Source organism: Paraburkholderia nemoris, assembly GCF_905221015.1.
Taxonomy (GTDB): domain Bacteria; phylum Pseudomonadota; class Gammaproteobacteria; order Burkholderiales; family Burkholderiaceae; genus Paraburkholderia; species Paraburkholderia nemoris.
In genome coordinates, this window is sequence record NZ_CAJNBO010000001.1 from 515,589 (window position 1) to 528,832 (window position 13,244).

9 protein-coding genes and 1 riboswitch are annotated in these 13,244 nt (G+C 63.8%); of the genes, 3 read left to right on the top strand and 6 right to left on the bottom strand.

What is annotated here, in order from left to right; all coding sequences use genetic code 11:
* Positions 1-13: 13 nt before the first annotated feature.
* On the bottom strand, positions 14-1,966 hold the full coding sequence (locus KHO33_RS02275) for an AI-2E family transporter (RefSeq protein WP_200561779.1): 1,953 nt from the start codon (positions 1,964-1,966) through the stop codon (positions 14-16).
* 136 nt (positions 1,967-2,102) lie between these two features.
* Entirely contained in the window at positions 2,103-3,383 is a 1,281-nt protein-coding gene (locus tag KHO33_RS02280) for a DUF445 domain-containing protein (protein ID WP_200561777.1), read from the bottom strand.
* A gap of 195 nt (positions 3,384-3,578) precedes the next feature.
* On the opposite strand from KHO33_RS02280, the gene KHO33_RS02285 reads away from it, so the two are divergent.
* From KHO33_RS02285 to KHO33_RS02295, 3 genes are read left to right on the top strand one after another with little or no spacing between them, the layout of a single operon-like run.
* Positions 3,579-4,721 (top strand): metallophosphoesterase family protein, encoded by a 1,143-nt coding sequence (locus tag KHO33_RS02285; protein WP_200561775.1) that lies wholly within the window; start codon positions 3,579-3,581, stop codon positions 4,719-4,721.
* Positions 4,718-7,342 (top strand): AAA family ATPase, encoded by a 2,625-nt coding sequence (locus tag KHO33_RS02290; protein WP_200561773.1) that lies wholly within the window; start codon positions 4,718-4,720, stop codon positions 7,340-7,342. The genes KHO33_RS02285 and KHO33_RS02290 overlap by 4 nt, the downstream gene beginning before the upstream one ends.
* A 57-nt stretch (positions 7,343-7,399) precedes the next feature.
* A complete protein-coding gene (locus tag KHO33_RS02295; protein WP_200561771.1) occupies positions 7,400-8,227 on the top strand; it encodes an alpha/beta hydrolase in 828 nt (275 codons plus the stop codon).
* A gap of 9 nt (positions 8,228-8,236) precedes the next feature.
* Here KHO33_RS02295 and cobJ read toward each other — a convergent pair whose 3' ends face one another.
* The 4 genes from cobJ to cobG are packed head-to-tail and all read right to left on the bottom strand — an operon-like array spanning position 8,237 to position 12,946.
* Positions 8,237-10,063, bottom strand: a complete 1,827-nt coding sequence (gene cobJ / locus KHO33_RS02300; protein ID WP_200561769.1) for a precorrin-3B C(17)-methyltransferase — start codon at positions 10,061-10,063, stop codon at positions 8,237-8,239.
* Positions 10,051-10,782 (bottom strand): precorrin-2 C(20)-methyltransferase, encoded by a 732-nt coding sequence (locus tag KHO33_RS02305; protein WP_054035389.1) that lies wholly within the window; start codon positions 10,780-10,782, stop codon positions 10,051-10,053. The genes cobJ and KHO33_RS02305 overlap by 13 nt, the downstream gene beginning before the upstream one ends.
* Complete coding sequence (locus KHO33_RS02310) at positions 10,783-11,409, bottom strand: precorrin-8X methylmutase (RefSeq protein ID WP_200561767.1); 627 nt, start codon at positions 11,407-11,409, stop codon at positions 10,783-10,785.
* Positions 11,402-12,946 carry a precorrin-3B synthase gene (gene cobG, locus KHO33_RS02315; RefSeq protein ID WP_200561765.1) on the bottom strand — a complete coding sequence of 515 codons (1,545 nt, stop codon included), beginning with the start codon at positions 12,944-12,946 and terminating at the stop codon, positions 11,402-11,404. Before cobG ends, KHO33_RS02310 begins: the two co-directional genes overlap by 8 nt.
* Before the next feature lie 84 nt (positions 12,947-13,030).
* Positions 13,031-13,209: riboswitch (cobalamin riboswitch) on the bottom strand.
* Positions 13,210-13,244 lie beyond the last annotated feature (35 nt).

Consider the following 13,244-nt stretch of genomic DNA (forward strand, 5'->3'; position numbering starts at 1 on the left):
CGCGCGGACTTGCCTAATCGGCCCCGGCCAGATGCGAAGTCTGGCGCGAGTGCTGGAGGCTCGCTCCTACCTGGCATTCCTCGATCATCGCGCGGAACGTCGGCGCCGCGTGCGAAGCGCCGGTCGCGCCCATCTCCGGCCCGCTTTCAGGTGCGCCACCCACGCCTACCACCAGCGTCGCTCTCGGCCGCCATTCCCGAGTGCGCCGCAGCATATTGCGCAAATACGGCGGCGATTCCGGCGCGTCGAGCGAGATGATGCAGATGATCGGCGCGTCCTTGAAGCTCGGTTCGTCGGCATGCGCGCTGCGATAGCCCGAGTGCGTGGCCATCATCGGCGCGAGACCCTGGCGGCCGAGCAATTGCACGGCGATCGCGGCGGTGACCTCATCGAATGCGCCGCGTCCCGGCACGCACAGCACCGACGTCTTGTCGGTTTCATGGTGCATAGGCGGATGGGCCGAAATGTGGCTGTCGTGCCGCTCCGAAAGGTCGGCTGTCGCGGATGCCGAGATTGCCCCAGCGGAGTCAGCCGGTTCCGTGCGCGACAAACGATCCGGCAGGCCGTCGGAAATTTCCAGGTTTTCGACGATATCGACCAGTGCGTCATTGATTCGCGCCAGTTGCTCAGCCATCAGCACCCCGCGCATCGCATCGTTGCGCGCAAGCTTGAGGCCTTCCAGCGCGACATTGTCGTAGTAATCGATCAGCGACATCTCGCGCAGCAGGCGCTCGGCCTGCACGATGGCTTCATGCGGATCGTCCGCCAGAAGCCGCTGATAGAAGTTCTGCGCAGGCGTGAGAGCAGGCTGGTCGCCCAGCAGCACCGTGAGAAAGTTCAGACGATCCGCGTAGCGGCCCAGCGTGACCACACATAGCGTGAGCGGCGTGGACAGAACGAGGCCGATCGGCCCCCACAGCCAGCTCCAGAAAATCGCCGCCACGACCACGGCCAGCGGCGACAGCCCCGAGCGATGACCGTACAGCAGCGGCTCGGCAATCTGCCCAGCTACTACATCGACGACGATAAACAGGATCAGCGTATAGACCGCCATGGTCCATTGAGGCTGGATGGCGGCAGCGAGAAACACCGCCAGAATCGCGGCGATCCAGATGCCGATGTACGGCACGAAGCGCAGCAACGCGGCAATCACGCCGAACAGCAGCGCACCTGGCACGCCGATGATCGCGAGGCCAATAGCGATGATCCCGCCCGCGCTGAGATTCACGCCCAGTTGCGCGACGAAATAGCGGCTCAGCCGCCCGGCGGCATCGTTGATCGCGGTGGTGGTGCGGTGCAGGTCGCGCGAACCGAAAAGACTGATCAAACGGTCGCGCAGATCTTCGCGCTGCAGCAGGATGAAGATTGTGACGACCAGCACGATGAAGGTGGTCTCGATCGGCGCGATGGCCGGTGACAACGCGCGTTGAGCGAGTTGCATCGGCGTGGGCGACGGCTCGTGCACTTCGACGGGCGTCGGCACAGCGGGTGCGTTGCGCGCTGCACGTCCGGTAAGGCGCGGCGGGCTCGGCTTGGTCGGCGCGACGCGTTGCAGTGTAGCGGCGGCACGGCTCATCAGCGAATCGGCCCGGCCGACGGTTTTCTCCTGCACGGTCTCGATCTTTTGCTCGATCGCCGCCTGATACTGCGGCAGATCGCCCGCCAGTTGCACCAGCTGTGCTCCGATCAGCCCGCCGACGGCCAGCAGGGTGGCGAGGGCGAACAGCACCGCGATAAAGATCGACGGCAACTGGCCCATGTGCAAGCGCCGCAGCGCCTGCACCAGCGGTGCGAGCAGAAAGCTGAGCAGCACGGAGAGCGTGATCGGAATCAGCACCTCGCGGGCGAAGTACAGCGCGCAGACCACCACGACGCCGGTAATGACCGAGGCCAACCCATGCAGACTGGGTGTGCCCGGAGGGTATACGCGGTTCGGCCGCCCGGTTGGCGGTAACGATATTTTCATGGACACACTTCTCGATGTTGTGGCGCTGACGTTTTTACTGATGGTTCGCGCGGCTGGAACGGCGGCGGTCGGTTAAAGCGCCCGAGCAATTCATATGCCCGGATTGTAGGCGCTTTGTAGTGCGGCGGCCGTATCCCTAGCCCATGTGCAAACGCAACAGCTCGAACAGTTGTGAGCTTGCATACAGCAGCAAGCCGATAAAGCCGCCCACAATCGTCCCGTTGATGCGGATGTACTGCAAATCCTTACCGATGTTCAACTCGATTTGCCGTGACATGTCGCGTGCGTCCCAGTTCTTCACTGTATCGCTGATGTGGCGCGTGAGGAACTGGGCAAAATCCGGCGCCATGGCGCGCGCCGCTTCTTCCAGATGGTCGTTCAGCGACTGACGCAGGGCGGGATCATGCGCCAGTTCGCGGCCTACCCACTGGCCCATCGCCATCACCCGGGCGTGCAGGGCCGAATCGCTGCTTTGCAGATCGCGTTTGAGCCATGCGCGCAATTCGCCCCACATGTCCTTCACATACGTGCTGAGTGCTTCGCCCTCCACCAGATAACGCTTCAGCTCCTCGCCTTTCTGCAGGAATGCCGGATCGGTCTTGAGTTTGACGATCAGCTTCTGCGCCGCGTCATCGAATTTCTGGCGCAGCTGATGGGCCGGGTTCTCGCTGATCTGTTCGAGCATCCGGTTCACCGCATTGGCGATTGCTTCGGCGCCTTTCTCGCCGAGCCACGCCGAGGGCAGGATCATCTCCATCTTCGGATATTCGCTCTTCACCCATTCGACGATGCGCTCCGCGATAAACTCGCGCGCCTGCGGTTCGCGCAACAGCGCCACGACCTGTTCGATGCCGGCGTCGAGCAGTTCCTGATGACGGCCGTCCTTGGTGAGCGTGTCGAGAATCGAGCCCATGGATTGCGACAGATCGACTTTGGCCAATACGTCGCGCAAGGCGTCCTTGATGAAGACCTGGATGCGCACATCGTCGGTCAGTTCGAGAATACCGCCCGTCAGTTTGACCACGTAGTCGCCCAGACGCGCGGTATTGGCCGGTTTCGTCAGCCAGCCGGTGATGCTTTGCGCCGGGTCGTGTTTCTGGATCAACCCGACCAGCGACGGCACGTCCAGAAATTTGTCCTGTACGAACACCGCTAGGTTGTCGGCGATCTTGTGCTTGTTCTTCGGAATGATCGCCGTGTGCGCGGAGACGATCGGGATCGGCACGCGGCGAAACAGCGCGACGACGGCGAACCAGTCGGCGAGTGCGCCGACCATGGCGGCCTCGGCTATCGCTTTGATGCCGTCCACCCAGAGACCGCGCGGCATGAAGGCGGTCACAAGGAAAACGCAGGCGGCGGCCGCCAGCAACAGTAGCGGGGTGCGCTTGGCCTTCTTCAGTTCGGTTTCTTTGTTCATCGGCAGCAGGGCAGCGGGGTTCTATTCGATTGGAATGGTGCGGTGCGATTGACGTGCTGGTCCAGAAACGCGAGTGTAGCGCCGCTGTTCCGGCTATGTGGCGCCGGCCTGGGACATTCTTTGACCCGCAGGCGCGGTAACATGAGCGCCGAATGAACATTGAGCGACGATGCAAATGAACGGAATGGAGGCACAGTGATCAGGTTTCTGCATACCGCGGACTGGCAGATAGGCACGCAATTCGGCCAGTTCGAGCCGGACGAAGCCGCGCACCTCGCGGAAGCGCGCTTCGAAACCGTGCGCCGGATCGCTGAAGAAGCGGCGGCGCGCAAGGTCGACGCCGTGCTGGTCGCCGGCGACGTATTCGACCTGCAGACCGTCTCGGACACGGTGATCCGCCGCTTGTTCGGCGCGCTGCAGGCGTTCTCCGGGCCCTGGATCATGCTGCCGGGCAATCACGATGCCGCGCTGGTCGAGAGCGTCTGGACCCGTGCGCAGCGGCTGAACTGCGTCGCGCCGAACGTGCGGCTGGTGCTCGAACCCGGCGTGGTGACGCTCGACGCCTGCCAGTGCGCGTTGCTTTGCGCGCCGCTCACGCAACGCATCACTTACGACGACACGACGGGCTTCTTCGACACGACGGAGACGCCGCCCAGTTATCACCGCATCGGACTCGCGCATGGCAGCGTGAGCGGGATTCTGCAGGAGGGCATTGATTCTTCGAACCCGATTGCGCCGACGCGTGCCGCGAGTGCGCGTTTGGACTATCTCGCGCTCGGCGACTGGCACGGTCATTTGCGCGTCGACGAACGCACCTGGTATGCCGGCACGCACGAGCAGGACCGTTTCCGCGCCAACGATCCGGGCTTCATGCTCGACGTCACGCTGGCCGAGCCGGGGGCCGTGCCGGCCGTTGAAGCGGTGCGGGTCGGTAAATACCAATGGCATCGTTGGGAAGAGACGATCTCCGTGCCGACCGACGTCGATTCGCTCAAGCTGCGCCTCAGCGCGTTAGGTAGTCACGACGTGCTGCGGGTCACCGTAAGCGGTTCGACCGCACTGGCCGAGGCCGAAGCCATCCACGTCGCGGTGGAAGAGACCCGGGCTCGGGTGCGTGCACTACGCGTCGATCTGAGTAGCCTGCAGGTGCTGCCCACCGCCGACGACCTCGCCGAACTCGGCGCGCAAAGCGGCTACCTTGCAAAGGTGGTGGCGCGTCTGCGAGGCTTGCAGGAGGACCCGCAGTCTGACCCGCAACAGGTCAAGCGCGCGGCAGAGGCGTTATTGCTTCTGGCGCGTTTTCAACGTGAACTGCCGCGCGAAGCGAGGTCCGCATGAAGCTGGAAAGCATCGCGATTCAGGAATTCAAGCAGTTCACCGGACGGCTCGTCATCGACGATCTGCAGCCCGGACTCAATCTGTTCACCGGCCCGAACGAGGCCGGCAAAAGCACGATCGCCGAAGCCGTGCGGGCGGTGTTTCTCGAACGCTACAAGGCTTCGCATCTGAAAGACCTGCTGCCGTGGGGCAAGGCGAGCGGGCAGCCGTCGGTCGAAGTGACTTTCGATATGGACGGCACAGCGTGCAGGTTGTCGAAGCAGTTCGTCACCCGGCAGCGCTGCGAATTGAAGATTGGTCAGGCCGTGTTCGGCGAAGACGAAGCGGAAGACAAGCTCGCTGCGCTGCTCGGTTTTTCGCGTGCAGCGCGTGGGCCGCTAAAGGCGGAGAACGCCGGCGTTCCCGGATTGTTGTGGGTGCAACAAGGCGGCACGCAGGAGGTTCGCGATTCCACGGGACATGCTGCGCAGTATCTGCGCGATGCGTTGTCGCAATTGTCGGGCGGCCATGAATCGGCGGGCGAGGATGCGCTGATCGCGGCGGTGCAGCGCGAGCTCCGGCAACTGCTCACGGCGCGTACGCAGAAATCCACCGGCCCATTGGCCGAGGCCGAACAGGCGTTGACGGCGTTAATCGAAGAGCGCGATGAGCTGGAGCAGCAGCGCCAGCAGTTCGACGAGAACATCGCGCGGCTTGCCACGCAGCAGGAAGCCTTCGACGACGCGCAACGCAAACGCCCCTGGGAGCTTCATGAGCAGAAGGCGGTGCAGGCGCAACAGCGCGCCGATGCCGCGGCCGAACTCGAACGGAGTCTTCAGGGCTTGGCGCAATCGCTGCAATTGAAGGACGCGGAGTTAGCGCTTTCGTTGCAACAGGAACAGGCGGCCACTGAACTCGAAGCCGCCGTTGCACGCGAGCGGCAGCAACTCGACGCCGCAAGAGCCAATGTCTCGACGGTTCAGAACGAACATGCGCAGGCTCAGGCGAGCGTCGCGAAATTTGAGCAGGCTTCTGCCGATGCCAACCGCGCGTACGAACTGGCGAACGCCGCGGTAACCGCGGGCGATTTGCGCAGTCAGATCGCTCTGCACCGCACAGAAAGCGAACGGCTCGAAGCATCGATCGCGGCTGCCGGCAAGGCGAACGAGGCCGTGCTGGAGGCGACGCGCGCAGCGGCCGCGCTCGAAATCGACGGGGCGCAATTGAAGCGGCTCCAATCGCTCGATGCAGATTTAACCGTGCTGCGTGCGCGGACCGAAGCGGCGATGACGCGGATCGAATACCGGTTGAGTGGCGCGATCACCGTCGGCGATGCGAAGGTAAGCGGCGAGGGCGTGTTGCGGCTCGACGAGGAGAAACTGATCGGTCTTGGCGAGCTCGGTGAGTTGCGGGTGATTCCGGGCGTCTCCGATCTGTCGGCGCGATTATCCGAGTTGGCGTCGCTCGAAGCCCAGCATGCCCAGTTATTGCAGACGCTGGGCGTGGCGTCGCTGGGTGAGGCCGAGAGCAGGCACGAGCAGTGGAAGGCGTTGGTCGCGCAGCAGAAAAGTCAGGCGAAGATTCTTGAGGTGCATGCGCCGCAGGGTATCGACGCGCTGCGGGCTGCGCTGGCTTCGGCGGATGCGCGATTGCAATCAGCTAACGGACGGCTTGCGGCCTTGCCCGATGTCTCCGCCGCGCCACCGCTCGACGAGGCTCGCCGCAACGCCGACATCGCGCGTGATGCGCTGGACGCCGCCAGAAAAGTATTGGCGCAAGCGGCGGAAAAGCGATCGACGGCTACGGCCACGACGGAATCGCTCGCAGCGCAGCTCCAGCGCAAGGAAGCGCAACTGGCCGACGAAGCGTTCTGCCGCAACCGCGCACAATGGCAGACGAAAATCGTCGAGCAGCGAGTGCAGGTCGAGGCGCTGAAGAAACAGCTTGAAGGTCGCGAGCGTGAGTTGGAAGCTGCGCGTCTCGACGATCCGGCGGCTGAGGCGAAGCGCTATCGGGCGTCGGCGGAACTTGCGCGCAACGAGCAGCACGAACGGCAACTGCGGATCGCGCAGTTGCGCAGTCAGCTCGAGACGGTTGGCGCGTCCGGGCTCGGCGAGCGTCTCGCGACAGTGAACGCTTCAGTCGAGCAGGCCACGCGCCGTAAAGAGGAACTCAGCTTGCGAGCAAGCGCTTTGAGCTTGCTCGACGAAGTGCTTGTCGACGAACGCGACGCGGCGGTGGCGCAACTGCGTGCGCCGTTGACCGAGCGGCTTGGGCACTATCTGAAGCGGATTTTCCCGCAGTCGACAATTGCGCTCGGTGACGATCTGAGTCCTGCGACACTGGACCGTTATGGCCGCGCGGATACGCTCGATGCGTTGAGCTTTGGGACACGGGAGCAACTCGGCATTCTGACGCGGCTGGCGTATGCGGATCTGTTGAAGGCGTCGGGCCGACCCACCTTGCTAATGCTCGACGACGCAGCCGTGCATACCGATGCGACGCGGCGCGATGCGATCAAGCGGGCGTTGATCGATGCGGCTACGCGGCATCAGATTCTGGTGTTCACGTGCCATCCGGAGCTGTGGGACGATCTGGGCGTCAGACAGCGGGCGATTGAGGATTTGAAGGTGGCGGCATAGGGCGTCTTGCGACGCCTTGGTTTCGTTGAATGTTTCATTGAATGGCTTGGGAACGTCATGACTCAACTCTATCGCGGCATGGACCACGCGGCGCTGCGTGCAGCCTACGACAACGTGGCGGCGGTGGCCGATGTCGCTGAGCGCATGCTCGGCTTTCAGGCGCGCAGCGCGGCGTTGTATGCCGCTGTGCCGTGCAGGCGTGATGTGGCGTACGGTCCGCGGCCACGGCAACGTTTCGACTGGTTTCCGTGCGTGCGGCCTGACGCGCCGATTTTCGTGTTCATACACGGTGGCTACTGGCAGGCACGCAGCAAGGAGGATTTTGCGTTCGTCGCCAGTGGGCCGCTTGGGCGTGGCTTCAATGTTGTGCTCGCGGAGTACACGTTGGCGCCGGAGGCGTCGATGACGCAGATCGTCGGCGAAGTCGATGCGCTGCTGGCGGCGCTGGCGGCTGATCGTGATGGGCTCGGCACGCGTGGTCCCGTTTGCCTTGCGGGGCATTCTGCGGGCGGGCAGTTGAGTGCGCTTTATCGCACGCATGAGTCTGTCGTGCATGCCATGCCGATCAGCGCATTGGTGGATCTGGAGCCGATTGCGATGTCATGGCTCAATGAGAAGTTGCAGCTAACGCAGGAGGAGATCGGTGCTTATAGCCCGATGCGGCACATTGGTAAGGGTGTGCCGATGACTGTCAGCGTCGGCACAGCCGAGTTACCGGAACTGGTTCGGCATTCAGAGGAATACGTAGCGGCGTGCCGGCAAGCGGGTGAGCAGGTGGAGTTCGTGCCGCTCGCCGGGTGCAATCACTTTACGATTCTTGAGGACCTCGCGCGGGCGGATGGGGTGCAAATGGAGGCGGTGGTGAGAGGGATGGGGCGAAAGTGACCCCTGTGTTCACTCATACCACCGCGGCGTGTAAACCCATTCACCGCCATCGACGCCGTTAGCAAACGCGCGCGTCGTCGACGACCCCACGATCACCATCGTGCGCATGTCCACATCGGAAGAACGCAGTTCACCGAGCGTGATTGTCCGCAGTGTGCTGCCCGGCCTGCCGATATCGCGACCAAGCACGACTTTCGTCGCGGCAGCGCGATATTCACGGACGATGTCCAGCGCTTTATCCAACTGCCACGGCCGTGCGCGAGAGATCGGGTTGTAGAACGCCATCACCAGATCCGCTTCTGCCGCATGCCGAAGGCGCTTTTCGATGATGCTCCACGGTTTCAGATTGTCGGATAGCGACAGCATGCAGAAGTCATGGCCCAACGGCGCTCCCGCTTGCGCCGCAGTTGCCATGGCCGCGGACACCCCCGGCACGATGGCAAGTTGGACCGCGCGCCAGTCAGCGTTCGTCGAAGCGCCTTCTTCCAGCGCCTCAAGCACCGCGGCCGCCATCGCAAACACGCCGGGGTCGCCCGACGACACCATTACCACTGATCGCCCAGTGCTCGCGAGTTCGAACGCATGGCGCGCCCGCTGCATCTCTTCGCGATTGTCCGTGCCGTGCACGCGTTGGTCGGTACGCAAGGGGCCGGCCATTTTCACGTAGGTTTCGTAGCCGAGAATATCGGTGGCTTCGTTCAGTGCTGTTCGAGCGGCGGGCACCATCAGGTCCGCGCTGCCGGGGCCGAGGCCGATCACGGTCAAGCGGCCGCGTGCATGGCCAATCGTGTCCGGGTCGATTGCTAACGCGGCTAGTGCGAGCGCAACCCCTGCGTCTGCGTCGTCATGCAAGGTTTGATAAGGGACGCGTAGCGCGGCATGCAGCAAATTGCTCGGCGGCTCGCCGTCCTCTGGGCGTGTGTGGGCAAAACGCAGCGGCACGTTCAGGCTCGCCGCGGCATCGGCGAGCGCCGGGTTCGCCATCTGTTCGGCAGGAGCCAGCAATGTCGCGAGCGAGAGCGGTGCAAGACCGTGCGCGTCCAATGCCTCATGTACAAGCGCGGCGATTCGCGCGCCGGAAGCCGTCAGCGCATCTGGACTGGCATTTGCACCGACGCTCACGTTCACAGCGGGCTGCGCGCTAGTGCCCGCATCCGCGCTCGCACCCGTATTCGTATCCGCGCTCGGCACGGTCACCGCCGCCACCACGCTCCGCGGATGAATCACCAACTCATCATCTCGCCCATCCCACGCGCGCGGCGTCACGCGAATCGCGAGACGTGCCGATTCCGAGCGAGGCAATTGCGCGTCATCGAGCCACGGCGCTTCACCCTCGATGCGCGTGCTTTCACCCGCCAGCAGATCGGATACGAAACGCTTACCTTGCGCTATATCGGCCAGCGCATATCCCTCAGGCGGATTGAGCACACACGTGCCGAAGCGCAATTCGCCACTCGTCGTAATCGCTGGCGACACGTTCAACGCAGCCGCAATCTCGCGAGCCATTACGTTGACGCCTGCAAGGCCGCCGAGCAAGGGCACGACCGCGCTGCCGTCTTCTGCAATGGCCAGCACCGGCGGCTCGACACCCTTGTTCGACAACAATGGCGCGACGCAACGAATCACGATCCCGGCAGCGCACAATGCGATGATCGGCGTGCCGCGCGCATACAGATCACACAGATGCGCGCGGAGTTCCGTGTACGAGACGTCAGCTTCGACTCGCCCCTGCAAGGCATGAACCTGGCAGCCTGCATACAGCATCTGGATACGCCGTGCGGTCTCCAACGCGCCCGCACCGAGAATCACGATCACGGGGGGCGTCAACCTTGCCATTTTTCCCCCGGCACCACGAGCAGCGAAAAATACGGCGAGGCCATCGGGTCGACCTCGTCGAGCGGCACGATGCGCTGATTGCCCATCGTCGCGCGTTCCACGTAAAGCGCACGATGCGCGAGCCCGAGTTCACCAAGCACACGCCGCACCTTATCGAAGTTGCGGCCGAGTTTCATGATGACCGCAGCGTCCGCATCGGCGAGACGCCGGCGCAATTCGTCTTCGGGCAACACACCGGAGAGCACCGACAGACTCTGATTGCGATACACCAGCGGCGAGCCGAGTACCGCTGCGCCGCCGAGCATCGAGCACACACCGGGCACGACTTCGGCTTCAAAACGCGCCGCGAGGCGGTCGTGCAAATACATATACGAGCCGTAGAAGAACGGATCGCCTTCGCAAATCACCGCGACGTCGCGGCCCGCGTCGAGATGGCCGGCGACGATCTCCGCAGCGGTGTCGTAGAAATCGGCGATGATCGCCTCATACGAAAGCGGCGGTTCGAGCGCTTCGGTCGTGACGGGATAAACGAGCGGCAGATGTTGTTGAGCGTCATGCAGATGCGCCTCGATGATGCTGAAGGCGTTGCCTTTTTTACCCTTCGCGACGAAATACGCGACCACGGGTGCCGCTTTCAGCAAACGCAGCGCTTTCAGCGTGATGAGTTCCGGGTCGCCGGGGCCGACGCCCAGTCCGAATAAACGTCCTTGCACGGTCATTTACTCGACCTCCGTCGCCAGTGCGTTCACGGCAGCGGCGGCCATCGCGCTGCCGCCGCGTCGTCCATGAACCACGACGAAGGGCACGCCGCGACTGTCTTCGGCAAGCATCGCTTTCGATTCGGCCGCGCCGACAAAACCAACCGGAAAGCCGAGGATCAGCGCGGGCTTCGGTGCGCCGGCATCGAGCATGTCGAGCAGATGAAAGAGGGCGGTCGGCGCATTGCCGATCACGACGACGCTTCCTGCCAACTGCGGCCGCCACAATTCGAGCGCGGCCGCCGAGCGCGTATTACCGAGTTCGCGCGCAAGCGCAGGCACGTCCTGATGCGTCAGCGTGCAGATCACCTCGTTGTTGGCAGGCAGTCGTGCGCGCGTGATGCCTTGCGCCACCATGCCGGCGTCGCACAGAATCGGCGCGCCTTGTGCCAGTGCCGTACGGCCCGCCGTGCCTGCGCCTTCGGAAAACTGAAGATCTTCAACGACGTCGACCATGCCGCAGGCGTGGATCACGCGCACCGCGAGTTTCTCGAGGTCGGCAGGGATACGCGATAAGTCGGCCTCCGCACGTATCGTCGCGAAGGATTGGCGATAGATCTCCTGACCGTCGCGAATGTAATCAAGCATCTGAGGGGCTCCGGGCCGGGTGTGCCAATGGGTCGAGCATGTCGGCGGCCTGTTCGATCGTGAGTTGGTGCGCGACGCACGAGCCGAAACCCGGCTGGCTGTCGCGGCGATAAAGGTCGTAGATGCCGGGTGCCGCGGCCAGCAGTGTGTACGGCGCGCAATGTGCGGCGGCGCATGAGCGCGGACAGCCGCTCAGATGGACGTCGACGCCGTCGGGCAGGCGATCCGCTAGAAGCAGCGCGTCGGCTTTGGTGTCAGCGAGGCTTTTTGCGCAGCCTGTGGAACCGGCGCAGGCGATTAAGTGCGTAATGGGTTGTGCGGGATCGCAGGCGAGTCCCAACGCGTTCATTTCAGCGAGCACGGCGGGCGCGGCATCGGCAGCGATATCGGGCAGCAATACGCTTTGCCAGGGCGTCATGCGCAGTGTGCCGTTGCCGTGCTGTTGCGCGAGCGTGGCGAGGCTGCGCAAGGTCGCGGCGTCGAGGCGTCCGAGCGGCGGTTGGCCGCCTACGTGCAGCGTTCCGACGACTCGCTGTGCGTGCGCGCCGAGTCGGAGCGCGGCATCGGCAGGCGTGGGGCGTTGCCAGTTTGCAAGCGATGTGTCGCGTGACAGCGGGAAATCGACGTACGTTTGAGCGTGCTGCAATAGCGCGTCGAGGGGATGCGTGGCGAGCAGGTGGCGCATGCGCGTGGCATCTGGGGCGGCCAGATCGAGGAACGTGTGCAGCAGCGCGCGGACGAGGTCTATGACTTGCGAAGGCAGCACTGCGGCGAGAGCGCCGGCATCGGCATCGGCATCGGCATTCGCGTTCGCCTTAGCCGGCGGACAACCCGCCAACCCAAACACAAATCGCACACCGTCTTCCGCCTGCGTCGCCGCCAGCCATACGTCGTGCGGATGATCCAGCCTGGCAAGACGCTCACCACCATCGAGCAGAAGCGCGAATTTCGGCGACAGCGCCGCGAACCGCGCCTCGGATTGCAGCAAGGCGAGCAGTTCGACGCAAAGCAGCCTCGTATCGAACAGCGCAAATGGATCGCGCCCGGCAGTCGGGCTCACCATCACATTGCGCACATCATCCGCAGCGGATGCCGAAATTGAGCCAGGCGCTTGTTGTGCGGTCGTCGATCGCGTATTTGAAGCATCCGCTGCGTCGAACCGAGATGTGTCAGAAATATCCGCGGAGGTCGCGAGCAGCACGCCGGAAGCATCCACCGCGCCAGCCTCTGGAATCGGCCCAAGCCCCGCATCGACCAGCATCGCGATCAACGCCGTTTCATGCCCGCTTCGCACGCCACGCACCTGCAGATTCGCGCGATTGGTCAGCTCGACCACACCAGCCGCATGCAGTTCACTGACCTCGGCAATCACCGCAGCCTGCAACGCGCTCAACTCGCCACCGGGCAATTTGATCCGGCAAATCCCCCCATCGCGCGCGGCAACGATGCGCAGCAGCCCCGGACACGCCGAAGACCGCAGCACGAGAGCCGCGTCGGGCAAAGCAGTGGAGGGCGAAGCTTGATTCAAGACGGACACCGGGTTGAGCGTCGCGCGACGGCCCGAGCAAGCCGCAAAGCGGCCATTGCTACGGCATCGGTACACCCCGCCCGATGTAGGCTGGCACGAACAGTCTGGCCGGCAGGTCTCCTGGCTGGCAGGTCATGGTCCGCCGCGGCCTTCCCGGTCGAACCAGTGGCGCGGAGCGCAGGCGGACTCGCTGCATACAGTTGCGGGGGCAGCCACAGCGACACTGTGTTCCCTCTTCGGCCCCGAAGGGCACCGGCGGCTGTATTATGCCTTTTTTCGAACAGCACAACGAGGCTGGACGCTCTGA